The sequence below is a fragment of the Phytohabitans flavus genome, assembly GCF_011764545.1.
GTDB lineage: Bacteria > Actinomycetota > Actinomycetes > Mycobacteriales > Micromonosporaceae > Phytohabitans > Phytohabitans flavus.
Genome location: NZ_AP022870.1, coordinates 790001 through 813663, shown reverse-complemented (window position 1 = coordinate 813663; position 23663 = coordinate 790001). Strand labels below are relative to the sequence as shown.

General features: G+C 71.2%; 15 protein-coding genes, 2 rRNA genes and 2 pseudogenes (1 of these 19 cut by a window edge). 5 read left to right on the top strand and 14 right to left on the bottom strand.

Going from position 1 to position 23663, the window contains the following annotated elements:
• Window positions 1–22: 22 nt before the first annotated feature.
• The 4 genes and pseudogenes from Pflav_RS03665 to Pflav_RS44720 form a co-directional block, all read right to left on the bottom strand.
• Window positions 23–2830 carry an ATP-binding protein gene (locus Pflav_RS03665; RefSeq protein WP_173033751.1) on the bottom strand — a complete coding sequence of 936 codons (2808 nt, stop codon included), beginning with the start codon at window positions 2828–2830 and terminating at the stop codon, window positions 23–25.
• Between the two features lie 321 nt (window positions 2831–3151).
• Window positions 3152–3789: pseudogene (locus Pflav_RS03660) on the bottom strand (response regulator).
• Between the two features lie 43 nt (window positions 3790–3832).
• Complete coding sequence (locus Pflav_RS44725; RefSeq protein ID WP_232070964.1) at window positions 3833–4495, bottom strand: sensor histidine kinase; 663 nt, start codon at window positions 4493–4495, stop codon at window positions 3833–3835.
• Window positions 4496–4506: 11 nt separating this feature from the next.
• Window positions 4507–5070, bottom strand: coding sequence for a sensor domain-containing protein (locus Pflav_RS44720; RefSeq protein ID WP_232070963.1), 564 nt, complete (start codon window positions 5068–5070; stop codon window positions 4507–4509).
• A gap of 125 nt (window positions 5071–5195) precedes the next feature.
• Between Pflav_RS44720 and Pflav_RS03650 the strand changes: the two genes are divergently transcribed.
• The 3 genes from Pflav_RS03650 (at window position 5196) to Pflav_RS03640 (ending at window position 9954) form a co-directional block, all read left to right on the top strand.
• Window positions 5196–5960, top strand: a complete 765-nt coding sequence (locus tag Pflav_RS03650) for an ABC transporter ATP-binding protein (protein ID WP_173042210.1) — start codon at window positions 5196–5198, stop codon at window positions 5958–5960.
• A gap of 256 nt (window positions 5961–6216) precedes the next feature.
• On the top strand, window positions 6217–8430 hold the full coding sequence (locus tag Pflav_RS03645; protein WP_173033749.1) for an FtsX-like permease family protein: 2214 nt from the start codon (window positions 6217–6219) through the stop codon (window positions 8428–8430).
• 147 nt (window positions 8431–8577) lie between these two features.
• Entirely contained in the window at window positions 8578–9954 is a 1377-nt protein-coding gene (locus Pflav_RS03640) for an AMP-binding protein (protein ID WP_232070962.1), read from the top strand.
• Between the two features lie 474 nt (window positions 9955–10428).
• Here the strand turns inward: Pflav_RS03640 and Pflav_RS03635 are convergent, their stop codons facing one another.
• Window positions 10429–11856 (bottom strand): acyl-CoA carboxylase subunit beta, encoded by a 1428-nt coding sequence (locus tag Pflav_RS03635; protein WP_415624305.1) that lies wholly within the window; start codon window positions 11854–11856, stop codon window positions 10429–10431.
• A gap of 402 nt (window positions 11857–12258) precedes the next feature.
• On the opposite strand from Pflav_RS03635, the gene Pflav_RS03630 reads away from it, so the two are divergent.
• Complete coding sequence (locus tag Pflav_RS03630) at window positions 12259–12489, top strand: DUF5988 family protein (protein WP_173033745.1); 231 nt, start codon at window positions 12259–12261, stop codon at window positions 12487–12489.
• A 69-nt stretch (window positions 12490–12558) separates the two neighbouring features.
• Here the strand turns inward: Pflav_RS03630 and Pflav_RS03625 are convergent, their stop codons facing one another.
• From Pflav_RS03625 to Pflav_RS03605, 5 genes are read right to left on the bottom strand one after another with little or no spacing between them, the layout of a single operon-like run.
• On the bottom strand, window positions 12559–13695 hold the full coding sequence (locus Pflav_RS03625; RefSeq protein WP_173033743.1) for a low temperature requirement protein A: 1137 nt from the start codon (window positions 13693–13695) through the stop codon (window positions 12559–12561).
• Between the two features lie 18 nt (window positions 13696–13713).
• Window positions 13714–14604, bottom strand: a complete 891-nt coding sequence (locus Pflav_RS03620; RefSeq protein ID WP_173033741.1) for an NAD kinase — start codon at window positions 14602–14604, stop codon at window positions 13714–13716.
• Window positions 14601–15386, bottom strand: coding sequence for a TlyA family RNA methyltransferase (locus tag Pflav_RS03615; protein WP_173033739.1), 786 nt, complete (start codon window positions 15384–15386; stop codon window positions 14601–14603). The genes Pflav_RS03620 and Pflav_RS03615 overlap by 4 nt, the downstream gene beginning before the upstream one ends.
• The gene (locus Pflav_RS03610; RefSeq protein WP_173032607.1) at window positions 15386–15610 is read right to left on the bottom strand and encodes a hypothetical protein; all 225 of its coding nucleotides are present in this window, start codon (window positions 15608–15610) and stop codon (window positions 15386–15388) included. Before Pflav_RS03610 ends, Pflav_RS03615 begins: the two co-directional genes overlap by 1 nt.
• The gene (locus tag Pflav_RS03605; protein ID WP_232070960.1) at window positions 15610–16347 is read right to left on the bottom strand and encodes a phasin family protein; all 738 of its coding nucleotides are present in this window, start codon (window positions 16345–16347) and stop codon (window positions 15610–15612) included. Before Pflav_RS03605 ends, Pflav_RS03610 begins: the two co-directional genes overlap by 1 nt.
• 115 nt (window positions 16348–16462) lie before the next feature.
• Here Pflav_RS03605 and Pflav_RS03600 point away from each other — a divergent pair, with 115 nt between their 5' ends.
• Window positions 16463–16801, top strand: coding sequence for an SCP2 sterol-binding domain-containing protein (locus tag Pflav_RS03600; RefSeq protein ID WP_173033736.1), 339 nt, complete (start codon window positions 16463–16465; stop codon window positions 16799–16801).
• Between the two features lie 793 nt (window positions 16802–17594).
• Here the strand turns inward: Pflav_RS03600 and Pflav_RS03595 are convergent.
• The 4 genes and pseudogenes from Pflav_RS03595 to Pflav_RS03580 form a co-directional block, all read right to left on the bottom strand.
• Window positions 17595–18593, bottom strand: coding sequence for an HAD-IIA family hydrolase (locus Pflav_RS03595; protein ID WP_173033734.1), 999 nt, complete (start codon window positions 18591–18593; stop codon window positions 17595–17597).
• A gap of 419 nt (window positions 18594–19012) precedes the next feature.
• Window positions 19013–19852 (bottom strand): annotated as a pseudogene (locus tag Pflav_RS48355) (hypothetical protein); the annotation flags it as partial.
• Window positions 19853–21887: 2035 nt separating this feature from the next.
• A 5S ribosomal RNA gene (gene rrf / locus Pflav_RS03585) occupies window positions 21888–22004 on the bottom strand.
• A gap of 82 nt (window positions 22005–22086) precedes the next feature.
• Window positions 22087–23663, bottom strand: a 23S ribosomal RNA gene (locus Pflav_RS03580); it runs 1525 nt beyond the window's last position.

The following is a 23663-nucleotide window of genomic DNA, read 5'->3' as shown; positions in this document are numbered from 1 at the left end:
GGCCGGACTGACGTGCAGTGCGTCAGGCGGTGTCGGCGATCCCGACGTGCAACCCCGGCGGCAGGTCGCTGCGGCGCTTGACGCGCAGCTTCCGGAAGATGCGGGTCATGTGTTGCTCGACGGTGCTGACCGTGATGTAGAGCTTGCCGGCGATCTCCCTGTTGGTGTGGCCGATCGCCGCCAGCGCGGCCACCCGCCGCTCCGCCTCGCTGAGCGACGTGATTCCCTCCACGTTGTTGGGGACCGCACGCACCAGCGCGGTCGTCGACTGCTCGATCGACGACACCTCCGGCTGGAGGCGGCGCAGCAACGCGTGTGCCTGGCACTGCTTGGCGAAGTAGCGCGCGGTGCGCAGGGTCAGGCGCGCCCGGCTGGGATCGCCGGCATCGCGCAACGCGTCGCTCAGGTCGGCGAGCGCCAGCGCGGTCTCCAACCTGTCACCGCCGGCTTCGAGCAGCTCGACGGACTCCTTCAGCAGCGGCAGCCGGCGGGCCGGCTCGCTCACCGAGGCGAGCACGCGCAGGGCGACGCCGCGTACCCACTGCTGCCCCTCCTCCCCCAGCAGGCGCAACTGCTCGCCGACCAGCGCACGGCTCTGCCGCGGACCCTTGAGCGCCAGGTACGCCTGGGCCAGGCCGAGCCGCCACGGTGCCAGCTCCGGCAGCTCGAGCCCCAGCACGTTCGCCGTGTCGCCACAGGTCTGGAAGTCGCTCAGCGCGGCCCGCGGCCGGTCGGTGGCCAGGTAGTAGTTGCCCCGGGCGTAGAGGTACTGGAGGCCGTACGAGGTGCGGAACATCTCCGCCGGGACCCGCTCGCTGAGGAAGTTGGCGGCCTCCTCGTATCGGCCGGTCGCCGTGTTGACGTGTACGAGGGTGGAGAGCAGGCGGCCGATGACCACGCCCCACCCGCGCATGGAGATCGCCCGCAACGCGCTCTGTGCGTGCTCCTCGGCACCGGTCAGGTCGCCCTGCCGCTGCGCGATCTCGGCCTGGAGGCTGAAGAGCACCGCCTGCCAGGTCGGCGCGTTGCCCGCGGCCGCCTCGCCCAACAGCGAGTCGCACCAGGCCGCCGCCGAGCCGAGCCGGTCGGCCAGGATCAGCGTGCTGAGCGCGACCGACGCCGGCATGAGGTTTTTGTCGTTGAGGTGGGTGCGCTGCAACACCTGCTCCGCCGCGCTTACCGCCTCTTCGTTGGGGCCGTGCTCGGTGATCGCGCTGAGCACGCGTGCCGCCTGCAACGGCAGCGTCTGCGCCGTCGGCGTGGACCAGTGTCGCTCCAGCTCGGTCCAGTAGCCCCGCACGCGCTCGGCGTACTCGGGAAAGCTGGACGCGAGCCACAGTAAGGACGCGTAGATGCCGTCGGCCGCCTCCGCGTCGATCGAGTCCGCCGTGCAGATGCGGTCGAGCAGCTCGATCGCCTCGTCGAGCCGGCCGTGCCACAGCAGGTAGCCGACGAGCGTGACCGAGTGCCGGCAGTCGATCAGGCCGCTGCGCGCGGCGGCGACGAGCTCGGACAGGTGCGGCAGCGCGTCGGCCGGGTCGACCCGCCACTTCGCCTGCGTCAGCATCGACGTGATCTCGGCTCGCTGGCGGTCGTCGAGGCACGCCCCGCGGGCCGTGCGCAGGCACGTCGAGGCGAAGGCGAAGTCACCGCCCGACAGGGCGATCTCGGCCGCTTCCTTCAATGTGGACAGTACCCACGGCGCATCGACCCAGTCGGCCTCGACGAGATGCCCCGCCACGACCGACGCCGGCTCGCCGGCGCTGTGCAACAGCTTGGCGACCTGGCCGTGCATCGCCGCGCGCGCCTCCGGGATCATGCTCGCCAGCACCGCGTTGCGGACCCTCGGGTGGCGGAACCTGCCGGCGTCGAGCAGCCCTGCCCGGTTGAGCAGGTGCACCGCCCTGCTGGCGATCTCGGTGTCCAGGTCGAGCAGCCGGGCCAGGGTCGCCGCCGGCAGCGCCGTGCCGACGACCGCGAGGCCACGGGCCACCTGGAGCATCGGCGCCTCGCAGCGGTACAAGCAGCTCAGCACCGCCTCGGCGAAGGCGTCGCCGACGATCACCCGGCCAGTCGTCGCCGCCGACAGGCGAGAGTCTTCGATCAGCGACTGGAGCAGCAGCGGGTTGCCCCCGGTGAGCGCATGGCACTCGGCCGCGACGTGCGGCCCCGACAGCTCCGGGGACGGCGCGAGCACCCGCGCGACGCCGAAGCGGGTCAGCGGCTCCAGCTGCACCGCCCGGCGGTGCGAGTTGCGGAGCACGTCCTCCTGGAACAGCGGGTATGCCGGCTGCAAGCGGGCGCTCTCGGTGAGCACCATCATCGCCCGCGTGTTTCGCAGGCGGCGTGCCACCGACGACAGGCACTGCAACGACGGAAGGTCGGCGTAGTGCACGTCGTCGACGCAGATCACGAGCGACGTCCGCTCGGTCACCTCCAGCAGCGCCTTCGACAGGCCACGGAGGACGGCGGCGCTCTCCCGCCAGGCGAGCTCCGGTGCGCCGCTCTGCCAGTAGGTGCGGTAGCCGTTGTCGAGCAACTGGTTGATCTGCTCAGCCGCCTCGGCCGGCAGCTGGGCGCTGTGCAACATCTGGTCGATGACGCCGAGCGGCAGCGTCTGCTCAGAGGGCGATGCCACCGCCCAGAGCACGAGCGCGCCCGAAGCGGCAGCCCGCTCGGCGAAGTTGTGCAGCAGCTGGGTCTTGCCGGTGGCGACGGGGCCGCTGATGACGGCCACCCGTCCGCGCCCTGTCGCGCTCTCCCCGTACAGCGACTCGAGATATTTCAGTTCGTGGTCTCGTTCGACCAGCTCACGTTCGATCAATGCCATGGCGTTCGCCTCCCCGTAGCGACTCTCCCCATTGCGGCCCTGCTGTGTGCCGAAGACTCGGCCTCCTACCACGCGTCATGTCCTATGTCAACAACATAGACCTCCGACAGTGCCCGGATCACGCCAGTGTTGCAGCGCGGTTGATCTGGCGCAATCGGCCACCATGGCGTTGGCCACCCCTACCAACACCAGTACAAGACCCCTGACGTGCACAGAAACGGCGGCGTAACAGTGTTAAGTCTCGGGAAACTAGTAGTTCCTCGGTATAGGGGTCGGCTTTGGGCACGCTACCGGCCCGGAAAGGGGATGCTCAAACGCGACTCACGTTCGCAAATAGGCCAGGACCGCGAGCACCCGACGGTGGTCGTCGGCCGCGGGAGGCAGGCTCAGCTTTGTGAAAATGCTATTGACATGCTTGGCGACTGCCGCCTGAGAGATGTCCAGCCGCCGCGCCACTGCCGCGTTCGACCGGCCTTCCGCCATCAACTCGAGCACGTCCCGCTCGCGCGCGGTAAGCCGCTCCAGCGAGGTGCTGGCACGCCGGCGGCTCAGCAGATGCTGGATCACGTCGGTATCGACGACCGTACCACCGCCGGCCACCCGGGCGAGCGCGTCGACGAACTCGGTCACGTCGCCGATCCGGTTCTTGAGCAGGTAACCCACCCCGCGCCGGTGCTGACCAGCTCGGCGGCGTAGGTCTGCTCGACGTACTGCGACAGCACGAGCACCGGCAGCCCCTCGTACCGGCGGCGCAGCTCGATCGCGGCACGCAGGCCCTCGTCGCGAAAGCCGGGCGGCATGCGAACGTCCGTCACCACCACGTCGGGCACCTCCTCGGCGACCGCGGCCAGCAGCCCGTCGCCGTCACCGACCGCCCGCACCTCGTGGCCGAAACGGGTGAGGATCTGGTCCAGACCCTCCCGAAGCAGCACGGAGTCTTCGGCGATCACGATCCGCACGGCAACTCCACCCTCAACACGGTCGGCCCGCCCAGCGGGCTGCTCAACATGATCCTGCCGTCCAGCACCGACACCCGGTCGGCGAGGCCCAGCAGGCCACTGCCCCGCTCGCGTCGGCGCCGCCCACCCCGTCGTCGCGTACCTCGACCACCAGCTCGTCGCCGTGCCGCTCGATCGTCACCGACGCCTGCGTGGCGCGGCTGTGCCGGACGACGTTGGTGAGCGCCTCGGCGATGGTGAACCACACCGCCGCCTCCACCGGCTCCGGCAGCCGCTCCGCCGGCCGCACCGTCACGTTTACCGGCACCGCGCAGCGCTCGGCGAGCTCGTCCAGCGCCGGGCCGAGACCCCGATCGGTGAGCACCTGCGGGTGGATGCCGTGCACCAGGTCGCGCAGCTCCACCAGCGCCTGGTTGGCCTCGTCATACGCCCGAGCGACCAGGTCACGGGCGGGTGCGGGGGCCCCGTCGAGCTCCAGCCGGGCCAGACCCAGCGTCATGATCAGACCGGTCAGCCGCTGCTGGGCGCCGTCGTGCAGGTCGCGCTCGATCCGCCGGCGCTGAGCGTCGAACGCCTCCAGGATGCGCGCCCGGGAGCGGCTCAGCTCGACCATCTCGGCGCGGAGCGAGTCGTCCAGCGGCAGGGCCAGCAGCGACCGGGTCAGCGCCGCGCGGGCCGCCGCGTACGCGGTCGCGAGGTAGAGCATCACCGGCAGGGTCACCAGTCCGGCGAAGGCGGCGAGCAGCGACTCCGGGGGCCGGACACGTCGAGCCAGAGCACCTCGATCGGCAGGTACTCGTCCGGGATCGTGAACACCACCAGCGGAAACGCGAGCAGGTACAGCACACACAGCACCAGCAGCGCCACGGAGAGGTCGACCCAGGCGAGCCCGAACGAGAACAGCAGCGCGTACCCGAGCTCCTTCCAGGTGCTCGCCTCACGAAAGCGGGTGCTGAGCCAGGCCCACACGCCGGGCCGGGCGGGACGGTGGTGCGTCGACAGCGCCGGCGTACGGTCGACGAGGCGCAGCCGCCACCGCTCCACCCGGCTCAGCGGGATGCCGGCCAGCAGCGCCACGAGCCCGAGCACCGGTACGAACACCAGCAGCAGCACGCTGGCCAGCCACGCGAACGCGACGAACACGCCGGACAGCAGGTAGGCGAATGACCGCCACGGCCACCACGAGCGCAGAAATCGCAGGGGGTGGCCGGTAAGCGCGTGTCTGGCGGTACGCGCGGCGACCGCGCCAGGCAACGTCTGCTGGAGCCGGATCTCCGCCACGGACACCAAGACTACGGGCGTCGATCACCGGCCCGCACGGCGCCGCGCGGGGTGGGGTAACGCTAGCTCTACCCCCTTGCGGTAAGCCTGCGCCAGTGACGGGGGCCCGCCGCTCCGCGACGCTTATGAGCGTGACGACGACTAGCGAGCAAGCCGTGCGACTGCACGACGTGCGAAGGGTTTACGGCAGCAAGGGTGCCACGGTCAACGCGTTGGATGGCGTGTCGATCGATTTCGGGGTCGGCACCTTCACCGCGGTGATGGGTCCGTCCGGATCCGGCAAGAGCACGCTGCTCCAGTGTGCCGCCGGACTCGACCGCCCCACCTCGGGTGACGTGTTCATCGGCACCACCCGGCTCAACGATCTCAGCGAGACCAAGCTGACGCTGCTGCGGCGTCAGAAGATCGGCTTTGTGTTCCAGCAGTTCAACCTGCTGCCGTCCCTGACCGCCGAGCTCAACGTGGCGCTGCCGCTGATGCTGGCCGGCCGGCGTCCCAAGCGGTCCGAGACGCGCGGCGTCCTGGCCTCGCTCGGCCTCGGCGAGCGCACCAAGCACCGCCCCAGCGAGATGTCCGGTGGCCAGCAGCAGCGGGTCGCGATCGCACGGGCGCTCATCACCAAGCCGGAGGTGCTCTTCGCCGACGAGCCGACCGGCGCCCTCGACTCGACCACCGGGCGCGAGATCCTCGTGCTGCTGCGGTCGGTCGTCGACAAACACGGTCAGACAGTGATCATGGTGACGCACGACCCGGTGGCCGCGTCGTTCGCCGACCGGGTGGTCTTCCTCTCCGACGGCCGGCTCGCCGGTGAGCTTCAGAACCCGACGCCGCAGGCCGTCGCCGAGCGGATGACCCTCCTCGAGGTCGCGTCCATCGGGACGACCAAATGATGACCCTCGCCCGGCACACCCTCAAAGCCCGCTGGGCGAGCTTCGTCGGCTCGTTTCTGGCGCTCTCGCTGGGTGTGGCGCTCTTCGCCACGGCCGGCCTCACCCTCGCCGCGGTCCTCAGCGGACCCGACGAGCCGCCGCGCTGGTTCGTCAGCCCGTCGGTGGTGGTCGCCGGGCCGGACGGCGCGGGCGTGACCGCCGCGGATCCCGACGGTCCGGCGGCCAATCCCGGCCTGCCCCGGGCGAGCGTGGCTACGTGCCGGACGGCGCCGCCGCCGCGCTCACCGGCATCGAGGGCGTCTCCGGCGTGGTCGTCGACCGGGCCGGCTACGCGAGCTTCGGCAGTGCCACCGAGGCCCACCCGTGGGCGGCGAGCGCCCTGCACCCGCACCGGATGGTGGCCGGCGATCGGCCGACCAGCGACAACCAGGTCGTCCTGACCGCGCCCACCGACCAGAAGCCCGGCGACACGGTCACACTCTCCACAGTCGACGGTCCGCGCGACTTCACGGTCAGCGGTGTCATCGAGACCGAAGCCGAGCCCGCCGTGTACGTGTCGGAGGCCACCGCCGAGCAGCTGGCCAAGGGTCGCGTGTCGGCGGTGGCACTGCTCGCCGCGCCCGGCGCCGACCCGGCCGCGATCGGCGATCGGGCCAAGTCGGCACTGCGCGGCCAGTTTCCGCAGCTGCGCGTGGTGACCGGCGACGCACGGCGCACCGCCGAGGCCGACCCGGAGGCCGGGCTCCTGATCGCCACCGTCTCGCTGGTCGGCAGCACCGCCGGCCTCGCCGGCTTCGTCTCCACGTTCGTGGTCGCGGGCACGTTCGCCTTCACGGTCGCCCAGCGCAGGCGCGAGTTCGCGCTGCTGCGCACCGCCGGTGCCACACCCCGGCAGGTACGCCGGATCGTCATCAACGAGGCCGCGCTGGTCGGCGTGCTCGCCGCTGCCGCCGGCGGCGCGCTGAGCGTCGTGCTCGCCCCGGTGTTCGCCCGCTGGCTGGCCGACAAGGAGCTGGCGCCGGCCGGATTCACCGCCGAGTTCGTGTGGTGGCCGGTGCTCGCGGCGGGCGGGCTTGGCCTGATCGTCGCGCTGGTCGGTGCCTGGTTCGCCGCGCGGCGGGCCGGCAAGGTACGCCCGATCGAGGCGCTGCGCGAGGCCACAGTGGACCGCCGGAGCATGACGATCCTGCGGTGGGTGCTCGGGCTGGCCTGCATCGGCGGCATCTTCCCGCTCGCACCGCTGCTGTCCACTCCGGAGGGGAGCGCCTACCTGCTGGTCGTGGTGATGGCGCTGATCCTCGGCTGCACCCTCCTGCTGCCCGTAATGATGAGGCCGTTCGCCTGGACGATGACGCTCGGCAGCGGCGTGGTCGCGGTGCTGGCCAGGTCGGGCGTGCGCACCGAGAGCAAGCGGTACGCGTCGACGATCGCCCCGGTCCTCATCACGATCGGGCTGGCCGGCGCCTCGCTCGCCGGCACCGAGACCATCTCCGCCACCCAGGCCGCCAGCCTGCGCGCCCAGCTCACCGCCCCGCTGCTCGTGGTGCCGGCAGGCGACGCCCAGCTGCCCGAGACGGTGGCCGACGTGGCCAAGGGCGTGCCCGGGGTCAACGCCACGGCACGCACCAAGACCAGCGGAGTCTTCGACAGCGTGCGGAACATGATGCAGCAGCGCACCGCGTGGTACATCGACGGGCCCAGCGCCGACCAGGTGCTGCGCCTGCCGCTGACCGCCGGAACGTTCGACGATCTCACCGGCGAGACCGTCGCGGTCAGCGCGGCGATGGCCGACGCACACGGGTGGAAGCTCGGTGACCAGGCGGAGCTGTGGCTCGGTGACGGCTCCCAGGCCTCGCTGCGGCTGGTCGCGATCGTCGACGACCGGCTCGGCCTGCCCAACGTATTCCTGCCCTGGGCGCAGGCCGCCGCGCACACCGCGGTGCCGCTGCCGGACTCGGTCTACCTGAGCCTGGCACCCGGCGCCGACCGGGCGAGCATCGCGGCCGCGGTTGCCCCGCAGGGCGGTGCGGTGGCGGAGACGAAGACGCACCTGGCCACGCTGGACGAGCAGTTCGACCGGCTCAGCCGGCTCTCGCTCCTCGCGATCCTCGGCATGGCACTCGTGTACACAGCCATCTCCATCGCCAACACGCAGCTGATGGCGACCACCGGACGGATCCGGGAGCTGCTCACCCTACGGCTGGCCGGGGCGACCCGCCGGCAGATCCTGCGGCTCGTCGGCCGGGAGGCGATCACCGTCGGCGCTGTGGGCGCGGTGATCGGCGCCTTGGTCACCGGGGCCACCTTGATCGTGGTGACGGCCGCACTCAGTGGCCTCTCCGACTCGGTGGCCGTACGGGTGCCCTGGCTGATCCTGCTGGTGGTCATCGTCTCATGTGGAGTGATCTCGTTTACCGCGAGCGTGGTGCCGGCCGCTGTCGCGCTGCGCCGGGCGCTGGGGAGGGCCTAGGCGATGACCACGCTCGCGTCGCACCCGATGGTGGACACGCTGCCAGGCCGCCCCTCGCCGCCTCCACGTCATTTTCCTGGAAGGGTCGGTAACCGTTTGCTCAGCGCGCTCGAGGTTTCCGGCGACGGGCTCAGGGACCATCCCAACGTGATCCAGGTGGCCGACCGAGGGATCTCCCGCCAGCAGCTGAGACTCTGTGCGGGTGCGGTCGCGAAGCAGGTGCAGGGCATGGAGGCAGTGGCCGTACACGCGACCGTCTCCCTGGAAACGGTCGTGGCGATCACCGGTGCGCTGATCGCCGGCACACCGGTGGTGCCGCTGTCGCCGGCGTTCACCCAGGCGACGTGGGATCGGATCCTGCGCGAGACGCGGGCGGCGGCGGTGCTGACAACGGGCCGGCGGTTCGAGCCGACCGACCGGCCGCGGCTCGCCGTCGACCTGCGGCGCCGCTCGTCGGCCAGCTTTCCCGCGGTCTCGCCGGATGCCATCGCGCTGATCGGCTACACCCGCGGCACCACCGGGCCGCCCAAGGCGGTGCGGCTCTCCGCCGGGGCGATCGCGGCCAGCATCGACGCGGTGGCCGACGCGTGGGCCTGGGGCCCGGACGACGTGGTGGTGCACGGGCTACCGATGACCCGCCCGTGCAACCTGATCCTGGGGATCATCGCGTCGCTGCGGATCGGGTCGCCGCTGGTCTACACCGGCCGGCCCAGCCCCACCACCTTCGCCGCCGCGGAGGGCACGCTCTACCTGGGCGATCCGCCCGCGTGGAACTCAGTCACCAGCACCCTGGAGGCGGCCCGGGCCCTGCGTTCGGCCCGGCTGCTGGTCTCCGGCGAGTCACCGCTGACCGCCCGCGAGTTCGTCCGCCTCGCCGAGCTCACCGGGCACCGCCCCGTGGAGTGGTACGGGATGGCCGAAGCGATGGTGGTCACGACAAGCCGGGCACTCGGTGACCGGCTGCCCGGCTACGTCGGCACCCCCGTCGGCGGCGTGGCCACCCGGGTCGTCGACGGGCGGGGCGTGCCGGTGCCGGCCGACGGCGCGTCCGTCGGCGAGCTACAGGTGCACGGGCCGACCCTCTTCGACGGCTACCTGACCGACGATCGGGAGGGCGGCCGCCACGGTGGCTGGTTCTCCACGGGAGACCTGGCCACCATCGGGCCGGGCGGGCGCCACCGGATCGTCGGTCGCGCCTCCGTCGACCTGATCAAGAGCGGCCGCCACCGGGTGGGCGCCACCGAGGTGGAGCAGGTCCTGATGGAACACCCGATGGTCCGGGACGCGGCGGTGACCGCCACGCCCCACCCCGACCTCGGACAACAGGTAACCGCCTACGTGGTCGCCGACGACGGGGCGACGGCACAGGATCTGATCGACTTCGTGGCCCGGCGGCTGCCCGCCTACAAGCGGCCGCGCACGGTGCACCTCACCGAAAGCCTGCCGCAGGAGGTCGGCGGCAAGCGCCCCGACGCCGGCCGGGAGCGACGCGACCAGCTACCCAACGGCTCAGGGGCCGGATAGCTGGTCGCGGAGCTGACACCTTATATATAGACGGCCGCTGTAGGCCCCGGGTCACATTCAATTTCTTAAGATCGGTATTGCCCCGGTCCGCGTCACTTGCGGACCGTATGCTCCCGCGGGCACCGCGCAGGTCGGCGGCTCGCTAGCGCTCGCCGAGATCTCCGACCTGCGCTACCAGGTCCGCGGTCCAAGCCCCAACCCCCTAGGGTTCCTGTTTCCGCGAGCTGTCGACCTGGGCGCGTGGCCGCGCCCAGCAGGAGTAGCGATCGTGGTACACAGCGGCCCCCAGCGGGGCCGCTCGGTACCACGATCTGCCGGGGGTTGTGAATCGCGAAGGGTGAGGCCGCGGGAGCAGCGGTCTGGACCACCGCGGACGTCGCGGTAGCTCGATTTCCTTGGTTTTGGATCTTTATCCGAGACATGCGCAGAGGCCACCCTGACCCGAAAAGCTCTCCAGACCCCCGGCGGCGCAGGTCAGAGCGGGATGTTTCCGTGGTGACCGCGGCCCGCCGGGGCTTCGGCCATCGCCTCGGCCAGGCGCCGGCGGGTGTGCACCGGCTCGACGACCTCGTCGACGACACCGAGCGCGACCGCCCTGGCCACGCCGCCCGCCACCCGGGTCTGCTCGGCGATCAGCTGCTGGCGCAGGGCCTCACGCTCCTCGGGAGGCGTGGCCGCCAGCCGCTTGCGGAAGAGCACCCCTACCGCCGCCTCCGCGCCCATCACCGCGACCTCCGCGTCGGGCCACGCGAAGACCGCGGTGGCGCCGAGCGAGCGGGAGTTCATCGCGATGTACGCGCCGCCGTACGACTTGCGGGTGACCAGCGTGACCCGCGGCACCGCCGCCTCGGCAAACGCGTGCAGCAGCTTCGCGCCGCGCCGGATCACGCCGTCCCACTCCTGACCGACGCCGGGCAGGTAGCCGGGCACGTCGACGATCACGACGAGCGGGATGCCCTGCGAGTCACACATGCGGACAAACCTGGACGCCTTCTCGGCGCTGAGCGAGTCAAGGCAGCCACCCTTGCGCGAGGGGTTGTTGGCGATCACGCCGACCGCACGGCCGGCGAGACGACCGAGGCCGATCACGACGTTCGCCGCCCAGCGGGGCTGGAACTCCTCGAACGGCGCCGCGTCCACCTCGGCGTCGAGCACCGCGCGCACCAGCCCCCGCACGTCGTACGCGCGGCGGGACGACTCCGGCAGCAGCGCCCGCAGGTCACGTTCCTCCTGCACGCTGGAGAGGTTGAAGGCACCCGGGCGGGCGAAGAGCTCGGTGATCCGCCGCGCCTTCACGTATGCCTCGGCCTCGGTGTTGACCACCATGTGCGCCACGCCGGACTTGCGGCCGTGCGCCTCGACACCGCCGAGCGCCGCCATGTCGATCTGCTCGCCGGTGACCGTCTTGACCACGTCTGGGCCGGTGACGAACATCCGTCCGGCCTCAGACATGATCACGACGTCGGTCAGTGCCGGTCCGTACGCCGCGGCACCGGCGGCCGGGCCCAGCACCACCGAGATCTGCGGCACCCGGCCGGAGGCGCGGGTCATCGCCGCGAAGACCTGGCCGACACCGTCCATCGACTCGACCCCGTCGGCCAGCCGCGCGCCGCCCGAGTGCCACAGCCCGACGACCGGCACCCGGTCGCGGACGGCGAGGTCGATGGTCCGCACGATGTGCTGGCATCCCTCGGTGCCCATGGCGCCGCCCATGTTGGTGGCGTCGGTGCAGTACGCGTACACCTTGCGGCCCTGGATCTGGCCCCGCACGGCCGTGACGCCGCTGCGGTCCGGCGAATGCAGCGCGACCACCGTGCCGGCGTCGAGCAGCTGCGCCAGGCGCACCGCCGGATCACGGAAGTCGGGCTGTTGCACCTCTTTGCCGGCTAACGGACCGGCCAAGGGACCTGCCCCGGAAACGGTCTCCGATACGATCGTTGGTGTCGACATCCATCCCCACCGCTCTGCTAGACGGCAACGCGTTCAGCGACTCGTCGAGCTCGACAGACTCCTGTTCGAGGCTAGGTTTCCCGCTATTCGGCGCCAACCCGTATCGACCCCTACGACGCCATTTCCGGATCGTTGCCAAGCAATCCGGCGGCCCAACCGGCGGATCGACACACCCCACTCGAATCGTTGACAGTGCCGTGATCGCCATACCCACGGTCGCCGTCTTCGCCCAGCGCGGGCCGACGAGCATTGCGTAAACCGGGCTTAAGGGTCGGTAGGGGCTGCCGCCGGTCGCGGCTGTCCATAGCCTGGGATCAGCCAGCAATATCGTCGAGGGTGGACGGAGATCCGACCATGACTCAACGTCTCGACAATGCGATAAGTGCGCCGGTGCGGCTGGAGGGAGGCCCGAGCGATTTTCCCGACGAGCTCCGCACCTGCCTGGCCACTAACGAGGTTTACAAAATCAAGGTCGAGCACCGCGGTGGGTACGAACACTTCGAGCGCACCGACGAACTCTCCGGCCTGCCCGACAGCGGCGCGGTGGTTTACCGCTGGACCAGCCGCACCCGCATCGCCGAATAGGCCAGCGGCGGCAGTTTCAGGTACGTAAAGCGATCCTATCGACCCGGTGTTTCCTCAGCGTCGAGGAATTCACCGGGCTTTCGCCGTGTGCGGAGCCGGGCCTCGCGCCTCCGCCGCCAGCACCAGCAGCAGGACCACGACCAGGGCGACAAGCTGCCAGCCCGCGACCACCAGCCCCAGCGGGATGGTCGCAAGCGCCAGCACCACGCCGGCCGCGCGGTACTCCACTTTGCCCAGGGCCAGCACCCGGCGGAACGCGGCATCGCCCGCCAGGTACAGCGCCAGGCCGCTGGCGAGCGCGACCGCCTCGGCGAGCTTGAGCTCGTCGCCCGCATGCCCGATGACCTTCTTGGTACCGGCGGCCACGACCACGATGCCGAGCAGCAGGACGAAGTGGGCGTACCCGTACGCGCGCATCGCCACCATCGCCCGCCGGCTCTCCGGCACCGAGGCCAGCGCGTGCTCCGCGGCCTCGTCACCGTCGCCGAAGTAGACCCACCACATCAGGTACGAGAGGGTGAGCCCCAGCGCGGCGACAAGCACCAGAGCCGGGTCGACGTCGAGGCCGGCCGCGCCGACACCGATCGCGACCACGGACTCCCCGAGCGCGATGATGACCACCAGCCCGTGCCGCTCCACGAAGTGCGACGGCGAGATGGAGAAGCCGCCGATCGGCCGCAGGTACGGCGCCGCGACACATACGGCGAACGCCAGCCCCCACAGCACCCACCGCCACTCATCGGGCGCGAACCCGCCGGCGAGCACGAGGGTGGCGCTGGTCAGGTTGACCGGCGCGAGGCGGAGCATGGCACGCGCCGAGCCGGGGCCGCCGGCGAGCACGAAGAGTCCACTGTGCACGGCGTTGACGACGAAGTACCCCACGCCGAACGCCCACCCCGAGTCGCCGAACGCGTCCGGGATCGCCAGCGAGATGGTGAGGAAGCCGCCCATCCCGACGAGCATCAGCGTGCGGCGCAGGCGGTTGTTCGGGATGACGGCGTTGGTCAGCCAGGCGAAACCGCCGTACATCCACAGGATGATGCCGAGCATCAGCGCCACCCGCGCCGCGCCAGTCCAGTCGAGCTCGTCGGCGAGCAGCCGGGTGAGCTGGGTCAGCGTGAAGACGAAGACGAGGTCGAAGAAGAGCTCCAGCGTGCTGACGCGCACCGCGCTCTCGGCCGCGGACTCCCGCCGGGTATCGGACACGCGGCCCAGCGTAGGTCCTCAGCGCCGGGTGCCGCGCCATCCCTCCACCGGCAGCTCGAACTTCGCTACCAGCCGATCTGTGAACGGTTCGTCCCGCAAGCGGACGATCCGGACCGGCAACGCCCCCCGCCGCACAGTCACCCGCGCCCCGGGCGGCAGGTCGAAGACGCGCCGCCCGTCGCAGCAGAGCGCCGCGAACGAGGTGTACGGGTCCACAGTGATCACGAACGTGGACGTCGGCGCGGTGACCAGCGGGCGGCTGAAGAGCGCGTGCGCGCTGATCGGCACCAGCAGCAGCGCCTCCACCTCGGGCCAGACGACGGGCCCGCCGGCCGAGAACGCGTACGCGGTCGAGCCGGTCGGCGTCGCGCAGATCACGCCGTCGCACCCGTACCGCGACAGCGGCCGCCCGTCGACGTCGACGAGCACCTCGAGCATGTGCGCCCGCTGTCCCTTCTCGACACTCACCTCGTTGAGCGCCCAGGACTCCGCGATCGGCTCACCGTCCACTTCGGCCAGCACGTCGAGGGTGAGCCGGGAGTCCACTGTGTACGCCCTGGCGACCACGTCGCGTACCGCCTGGTCGAGGTCCCTGATCTCCGCCTCGGCGAGGAAGCCGACCTTGCCGAGGTTGATGCCGAGCAGCGGCGCGGCCACCGGGCGGGCCAGCTCGGCCGCGCGCAGGAACGTCCCGTCGCCGCCCAGCGCGAACACGATCTCCACACCGTCCGCGGCCGTCAGCCCGCTCACCGGCTTGACCTCGGGCAGGTCGAGGTCGGCGGCCTCCTCGGCCACCACCCGCACCTCGAAGCCGGCCGCGATCAGGTCGGTCGCGACCGTCCGCGCGTGCTCGGTGCTGTCCTGCCGCCCGGTGTGGGTGACGAGTAACGCCGCCCTGTGCTGGCTCATGCGCCCACCACTTCCCGTACCCGCTCCCGCTCGACCTCGGGCGCGTCGCGGCGCAGCCACAGGAAGAACTCCACGTTTCCGCTCGGCCCCGGCAGCGGGCTCGCCGCCACGCCGGCCACGCCGAGCCCCTCGCCGCGCGCGGCCTCGGCCACGTCGAGCACGGCCTCCGCGCGCAGTGCCGGGTCGCGCACGACGCCGCCGGCGCCGACCCGCTCCTTGCCCACCTCGAACTGCGGCTTGACCATCAGCGCGAGGTCGCCGTCCGCCGCGGTGCAGACGGCCAGGGCCGGCAGGACCAACCGCAGCGAGATGAACGACAGGTCGGCCACCGTCAGCCCCACCTGCCCGCCGATCGCCTCCGGAGTGAGGGTACGGACGTTGGTGCGCTCGAATACGTGTACCCGCGGGTCGTTCCGCAGCGACCAGGCGAGCTGCCCGTACCCGACGTCGACGGCGACCACCTCGGCGGCCCCGGCGCGCAGCAGCACGTCGGTGAAGCCGCCCGTGGAGGCGCCCGCGTCGAGGCACCGCCGCCCCTCGACGGTCAGCTTCTCGAAGGCCGCGAGCGCGCCGGCGAGCTTGTGGCCGCCGCGCGACACGTACTCGACGGTGTCGCCGACCACCAGTACCGCGTCGGCCGGGTCGACCATGGCGGCGGCCTTGCGGGCCGGCACCCCCTGCACCCGCACCCGGCCGGCTTCGACAAGCTCGGCGGCCTGCTCGCGGGAGCGGGCCAGCCCTCGGCGGACCAGCTCCGCGTCGAGGCGGGCGCGGCGTGCCATCAGGCCTGGTCGATGGTGGCGAGCGTCTCCTGGAGCGTGGAGTGCGCCGCCTCGTACTCGGCGATCTGGTCCCGGGGTGGCAGGTCCGCGGCGTTCGCGAGCGCCTGGACCACGGCGTCCACAGCGGGGTGGCCCGTGCCGCCACCCTCCACTGTGGGCGCGACCGGGGACTCCACAGTGGGCGCCGGCACCGGCGGGCGGTACGGTCCCGGTACGGGATGCATCAGGATTCCTCACCTGCGGGCGGCGCCGCCTTCTTGGCGACGGTCTTGCGCGGTGCGGCCGCCTTCTTGGCCGGCACCGTCTTGCTGGCGGCGGCCTTCTTCGCTGGCGCGGCTGGCTCGGCGGCTGCCGTGGCTGCTTCGGCGGCCTTTTTCGCGGTCTCGGCGGCCGCTGTGGCCGCCTCGGCGATGGGCTGCGCGACAGCGGCGACCTTCTTCGCGACCGCCTTCTTCGCGACTGCCTTCGCCACGGCCTTCTTGACCGGTGCGGTGGCCGCCGCCGGCAGAGGAGCGTCCGCCCCCTTCTTGGCCACGGTCTTCTTCGCCACCGTCTTCTTCGCGAGGGCCTTCTTGACGGGCGGCGCGGTGACCGCGGCCTCCGTCACGCCGTCAGGCACCGGGACGCCGTCTTCCACCGGCGCGCTCACGGCGGCCGCGGCCCGCGCCTGCCGCAGCTCCTCCTCCAGGTCGCGCACGCGGGTGGTCAGATCGGCGACCTCCTCCGCGGTCGCCAGGCCGACCCGGCCGAGCGTGCGGTCCACCTCGAAACGGACCAGCTTCGACAGGGACTCGCGGTTGGCGCGGCTGGTGGAGACCAGGTCCTCGGCGAGCGACTGGAGCTGACCCGCCGTCACGCCACCCTTGCCGACGAGCTTCTTGGCGACCTTCTGCGCCTTCTTCCGGGACGTCTCGGTAAGTCCCAGGGCAAGCTCGAGGTACGCCCGCCACGCATCCTGCATTACAAGATCCCTCCGACCTACGCCCGATGTACAACCTCACACGCTACCGGGCCGGCGCGCCACTTCCGTGAGGTACGGTGCGGTGGACCTGGTGTGGTGTCGATCGGAGGTTGGTGTGGCCACCGTGCAGGAGTGCCGGCAGGCGTTGGACGAGCTCTCCAAGCGCTTGGCGGCCAACGCGGAGGACGCCCGCAAGCGGCTCAACCTCGACCGCACGCTGGCCTGCCGCATCAGCGACCTGGGTGTGGCCTTCAACGGTCGCATCACCGACGGCCAGCTCGTCGACATCGTGGATGGCGACAACCCGAACGCCAAAATCGCCCTCACTACGACGAGTGACGACCTCGTAGCGATGGTGCGAGGCGAGCTGGACTTCGCCCGCGCACTGGGCGCCCGACGGGTGTCGATCAGCGCCAGCCCGTTCGACCTGCTCAAGCTCCGCAAGCTGATCTAGGCCCGCGGGCCGGTGCCGGCCCGCTTGAGGCCCGCGTGGCGTCCGCTCGGCGCCATGTCGCGGACAAAGATCCAAAATCAAGAAAATCGAGCTACCGCGATGTTCGTCGTGGTCCGGACCGTCGCTCCCGCGGCCTCACCCTTCGCGGCTGGCCAAGCTCACCCCCGGATCGTTGTCGGTCGACCACGATCCTCGCTGCCCGGGTCCGGGCTCCGGCCCGACCTTGACCTCGATCGGTGGTTGGGTGCGGGTCCGTCCAAGGCAGACATACGCCTGTAGGCCGCTCGATGTCCCTCTGGCAGATCGTGGTATCGAGCTGCCCCTACCGGGGCAACTCGATACCACGATCCCTCAGAAAACGCGTCTGCGCGGTCGTTGCGGGACCAGCCTCACCCAGGACCAAAGGACCCACCCGGCGGCGAATTCGCCGCTGGTCAATTCGCCGCTGGTCACCAGCGCCGCCACTCTAGGGAAGCAGAGCAAATGCGCCCGCGCACCCACCTCTTACCCCCTCGTCCGACAGCGATCCCAGGTCGACGCGCCCCGTTCGACAGGTCGCGGTACCTCGGGGGTTGGGGCGTGGACCGCGGACCCGGCAGCGCAGGTCGGGGATCTCGGCGAGCGCTAGCGAGCCGCCGACCTGCGCGGTGCCCGCGGGAGCATACGGTCCGCCACTGACGCGGACCGGGGCAAATACCCAACTCAAAAAATCGAATGTGACCTCGACCTTGAAAGATCTAGTCGCTGGCCGGGCTCGGCCTTGGTGGCGTCCGCTTTTGGGCGCTGGCTGGCCTCAGGCCAGGCCGAGCGCGTGGAGGGCGTCCCGGGCGGCGGGCGAGTCGGGCTCGACCCTGGTGGCGTCCCCGCCCGACCAGGCCAGCCCACACAGCAGCCGCAGCGCGTCGATCGTGGTGCCCTCGCCGGCCAGCCTCGGCCCGGCGCCGTCTTCCAGCCGCCAGCCCTCGACCCGGTCCGGCGGCACCGTGGCCGTCTCGGCCACGTCGAAGAGCCCGCTCAGGTCCGCCGCCACATACGTCGGCCGCTGCTCGGCCGGCGCCGCCAGCAGTTCCGCCGGCCCGCTCACGCCGGTGAGCACCAGCAGGCTGTCCATCCCGGCCCGCACCGCGCCCTCGATGTCGGTGTCCAGCCGGTCGCCCACGACGATCGGACGCCGGGCGCCCACCCGGCGCGCGGCGGTCGCGAAGAGCTCCGGCTCCGGCTTGCCCACGACCAGGTCCGGCTCCCGCCCGAGCGCGGTGCGCAGCGCCGCCACCAGCGAACCGTTCCCCGGCAGCGGCCCCCGCGGGCTGGGCAGCGTGCGGTCGGTGTTGGTGGCGACCCACTCCGCGCCGCCCCGGATCGCGACGGCGGCCTCGGCCAGATCGGACCAGCCCACCTGCGGCCCGTACCCCTGCACCACGGCCACCGGCAGCTCCTCGGCCCGCACCACCGGCTCCAGCCCCACGTCGCGCACCTCGGCGCGAAGCGCCTCAGCACCCACGACCAGGACCCGAGAACCCGTCGGCAGCCGCTGCGCCAACACGGCCGCCGACGCGCCAGCTGAGGTGATCACTTCACCCGCATCAGCTGGTACGCCGAGGCCGTTCAGCAGGTCGGCGACCTCACTGGAGCGGCGCGAGGCGTTGTTCGTCGCGTACGCCAGCGGCACACCAGCCCGGTGCAGCTCGCCCACGGCCTCGACCGCGCCCTCGATAGGCCGGTCGATCAGGTAGATCACGCCGTCCAGGTCAAAGATCACCAGGTCGTACGCGTCGACCAGCCGCTCGCTCACGCCTTGCCCTCGTCGGCCGCCCCGGCCACGGTCCCGCCCCGCTTCTCACTGCCGCCACTGCGATCGCCGCTGTCCCGGTCGCCCGCGACCCGACCACCGTCTGCGCCACGGTCCGCGTCGTCGCCAGCTACGCGGTCGCCCTCATCGCTGCCGCCGCCGTCCGGACCGCCGAGGTCGCCCTCGTCATCGTCTTCGCGGTCGTCATCGTCGTCGTCAGCTAGGCGGTCGTCATCGTCGTCGCCGTCCGGACCGTCGAAGTCGTCCTCGTCGTCATCAGCTACGCGGTCGTCATCGTCGCCGTCCGGACCGTCGAGGTCGTCCTCGTCGTCGCCGTCATCATCATCGTCGTCGAGGTCGTCGTCATCCTCGTCGTCGCCGAGGTCGTCATCATCGCCGTCCTCGTCGTCGAGGTCATCGGCTTCGCCGCGGTTGTCCTCGTCGTCCTCGTCGTTTTCATCGTCGGCGTCGCCGCGGTCGTCGTCCTCGTCGGGGTCGCCGTCGCCGCGGCGGGCGGCCGTCTCGCCGTCGAAGCGATCGTCGTCCTCGTCCTCGTCCTCGTCCTCGTCGTCGTCGTCGTCATCGTCGTCGTCGAAGTCGGCGTCCGGGTCGTCGTCGTCCTCGTCCCCGCCGCGCGGCGCCGAGGCGCGTTCGTCCCCGGCACGCCCGCCGGCGGCGCTCTCGTCGCCGTCGCCGTCCCCCGCCGCGGACTCGTCCTCTTCGAGGTCGGTCTTCTCGTCGCCGGTCAGCACCACGCCGTCGAGCTCGAGCAGCCGCTCGGCGGCGTCGGTGGTCGCCTCGGGGTCGGCGTCCGCCGCCCGCGCGAACCACTCCCGCGCCTCCTCGCGCCGCCCGACCGCGAGCAGCGCGTCCGCGTACGCGTACCGCAGCCGCCCGGCCCAGGGCTCGCTGGCTTCGCCGGCCAGCTCGCGCACCTGGAGCATCGCCACGGCCGCGTCCTTCTGCCCCATGTCGCCACGCGCGCCTGCGGCCACGATGAGCAGCTCGATCGCCTCGTCGGGCGCCAGCGCGGCCCGGTCGGCGGCGCGGTAGATGTCGACCGCCCGCTCCGGCCGCCCCAGCGCGCGCTCACAGTCGGCGAGCACCGCGAGGTGGGTCTGCTTCCCGCTCATCCGGTGGTACGTGCGCAGCTCCGCGATCGCGGTCTGCCACTCCCCGGCGGCATACGCGGCGAGGCCCACCGCCTCCCGGACCACCGCGATCCGGGACGCGAGCCGCCGCGCAGCGAGCGCGTGCGCCATCGCCCCCTCGGGGTCCTCGTCGATCAGCTGGCCAGCCGCGACGAGGTGCCGGGCGACCGTTTCGGCCACCGGCCGCGCCAGCGACAGCAGCTCCGCGCGGACCTCGCCGTCGAGGTCGGTCGCCTGGATGTCTTCGGGGATGACCGGCGCGCTCGGCCGGCCCCGGTCCTCGCCGGTGTCCCGGCGGTCGACGCGCGGCTCGGCACCGTCACCAGTCCGCTCCCGGTCACCCCGGAAGCCGCCGCGCCCGTCGCGGTCGCGGTCGGACCAGCGGTCACCGCCGTCCCGGCGCCCTGGGCTCCGGTCCTCGAACGTCCGCCGCGGCGCCCCCTCACCACGCGGCCCGCGTCCACCGTCCCGGTCGCCGTAGCCGCTGCGGTAGCCCCGCTGCTCGTAGCCACCCTCGCGGCGGCCGCCCCGGTCGTCACCATCCCGCCGGAAGCCACCTTCGCGCGGACCCCGGTCGCCGTATCCACGTCCGCCGCGGTCGTCGCGCCCGCCGGCGGCTCCACCATCCCGCGGACCCCGGTCGTCGCGGCCGCCAGCGAACCCGCCTTCACGCGGCCCACGCTCGCCCCGATCACCCGCGAAGCCACCCTCGCGCGGACCGCGGTCTTCGCGACCGCCACCGAACCCGCCGTCACGTGGACCGCGGTCGCCCCGGTCACGCCCGCCCGCGAAGCCACCGTCACGCGGCCCACGGTCGTCGCGCCCGCCGGCGAAGCCGCCTTCACGCGGACCGCGGTCGCCGGCGAAGCCGCCTTCACGCGGACGGCGGTCGCCCTGGAAGCCGCGGCCGCCCCGGTCACCGGAGTAGCCTCGCGCACCCCGGTCGTCGCGGCCGCCGGCGAAGCCACCCTCGCGCGGACCCCGGTCCGCGCGGTCACCCTGGAAGCCGCGCGGGCCACGGTCGCCGCCGAAGCCGCCCTCACGCGGACCCCGGTCGCCCCGGTCGCCCGAGAAACCACGCTGCCCGCGGTCGTCGCGGCCGGAGCCGCCGCCGCGCTGGCCACGGTCACCCTGGTACCCACGGTCGTCGCGCCGGCCGCCGAAGCTGCCACGCTGTCCCTGGTCGCGCGGGCCGCCACGGTCGCCGCCGTCCCGGCCGTAACCGCCACTCACCCGGCGGTAGCCACCGTCCCGCGAGCCCTGCTCGTCGCGCCGGAACCCGCCCTCACGGCCGCCCCGCTCGCCGTAGCCGCCGCGGGATCCGCCATCGCGTCCACCGGCGCCGGAGTCACGCCCGGTGCGCCCGCTGTCCCGGAAGTCGCGGTCGCGCCCGCCGTCGCGAGACCCGCCGTCCCGGCCACCCTGCCGGAAGCCGCCGCGGTCGCCGCCGCCGAATCCGCCACCACGCGGCCCGCCACGGTCACGGTCACGCGGGCCGCTGTAGCCGCCCTCGCGCGGTGCTCGGCCGCCGAAGCCGCCACCCTCACGACCGCCCTCGCGCGGACCGCGACCGCCGAAGCCACCCTCACGCGAGGGCCGGCCACCGCCGAACCCGCCGCCGTCCCGGCCACCGCGGAAGTCACCGCCGCCCTCGCGGGGTCCCCGACCGCCGCTGTCGCGCGGGCCCTGGGCACCGCCACGGAAGCTGCCCCGCGAGCCCTCGCCGTATCCGCCGCGCGAGCTGCCCCGGAAGCCGCCTTCGCGACTACCGCCTGGACGGGGCGCACGGTCGTCGCCGTCTCGCCGGTAGCGGCCCTCACGGTCGCCGTAACCGCGTCCCCGGTCACCCGAGTCGCGGTGGGCGTCCCGGGGTCCGCCGCGGTAGCCGCCGTCGCGGCCAGTGCGGTCACCCTCGCGCGGGCCGCCCCTGAAGCCGCCATCCCGTCCAAATCCCCGGTCGCGGCCACCCTCACGATCGCCGTAGGGCCGGTCACCACGGTCGTTACGCTCGCCGCCGCGCCGGCCTCGACCCTCGTCGTCGCGGTCGCCGTCACGCGGTGCGTCGCCGCGCGGTCCCTGGCTCACGGTTCCATCCTCCCAATACGCAGTGAAGGCCACCCCGGCGGGGTGGCCTTCACTAAAAGAAGTCCGGCGGTGTCCTACTCTCCCACACCCTCCCGAGTGCAGTACCATCGGCGCTGGAAGGCTTAGCTTCCGGGTTCGGAATGTGTCCGGGCGTTTCCCCTCCGCCATGACCGCCGTAACACTATAAACCTGTCAACCACCCACAAAAACCGGGTTTGGTTGTTGGTTCAGATTCGCATAGTGGACGCGTAGCAGCTTTGTAAGTCAAGTCCTCGGCCTATTAGTACCAGTCACCTAAACCTGTTACCAGGCTTACAGCTCTGGCCTATCAACCCAGTCGTCTACTGGGGGCCTTAACCCACAAGGGGTGGGATACCTCATCTTGAAGCAGGCTTCCCGCTTAGATGCTTTCAGCGGTTATCCCTTCCGAACGTAGCCAACCAGCCGTGCCCCTGGCGGGACAACTGGCACACCAGAGGTTCGTCCGTCCCGGTCCTCTCGTACTAGGGACAGCCCTTCTCAAGTATCCTACGCGCACGGCGGATAGGGACCGAACTGTCTCACGACGTTCTAAACCCAGCTCGCGTACCGCTTTAATGGGCGAACAGCCCAACCCTTGGGACCTGCTACAGCCCCAGGATGCGACGAGCCGACATCGAGGTGCCAAACCATCCCGTCGATATGGACTCTTGGGGAAGATCAGCCTGTTATCCCCGGGGTACCTTTTATCCGTTGAGCGACACCGCTTCCACACGCAAGTGCCGGATCACTAGTCCCGACTTTCGTCCCTGCTCGACCCGTCAGTCTCACAGTCAAGCTCCCTTGTGCACTTACACTCAACACCTGATTGCCAACCAGGCTGAGGGAACCTTTGGGCGCCTCCGTTACCCTTTGGGAGGCAACCGCCCCAGTTAAACTACCCACCAGACACTGTCCCTGAACCCGATCAGGGCCCAAGGTTAGATACCCAAACTCAACAGAGTGGTATTTCAACAGTGACTCCACCGACACTGGCGTGCCAGCTTCACAGTCTCCCACCTATCCTACACAATCAAGTCCGAATACCAATGTCAAGCTATAGTAAAGGTCCCGGGGTCTTTCCGTCCTGCCGCGCGTAACGAGCATCTTTACTCGTAATGCAATTTCGCCGGGCCTGTGGTTGAGACAGTGGGGAAGTCGTTACGCCATTCGTGCAGGTCGGAACTTACCCGACAAGGAATTTCGCTACCTTAGGATGGTTATAGTTACCACCGCCGTTTACTGGCGCTTAAGTTCTCAGCTTCGCCCCAAAGGAGCTAACCGGTCCCCTTAACGTTCCAGCACCGGGCAGGCGTCAGTCCATATACAGCGTCTTACGACTTCGCATGGACCTGTGTTTTTAGTAAACAGTCGCTTCCCCCTGCTCTCTGCGGCCATACCACGCTCCACCCGCAAGGGGCTTCACGCGTCCGGCCCCCCTTCTCCCTAAGTTACGGGGGCAATTTGCCGAGTTCCTTAACCACAGTTCACCCGATCGCCTCGGTATTCTCTACCTGACCACCTGTGTCGGTTTGGGGTACGGGCCGCTCGGAACTCGCTAGAGGCTTTTCTCGGCAGCATAGGATCACTGACTTCACCTGAATCGGCTCGGCATCACGTCTCAGCCACATGCACCACGGATTTGCCTATGGTGCGGCCTACACGCTTACCCCGGCACAACCACCGGCCGGGATCAGCTACCTTCCTGCGTCACCCCATCGCTTGACTACTACCCCCCAGGTTCCCACGCTCCCCACCACAACCCGAAGGCCATGATGGTTTGGGTGGTTAGCACAGGAAGGTTCATCAGGGACGCTCC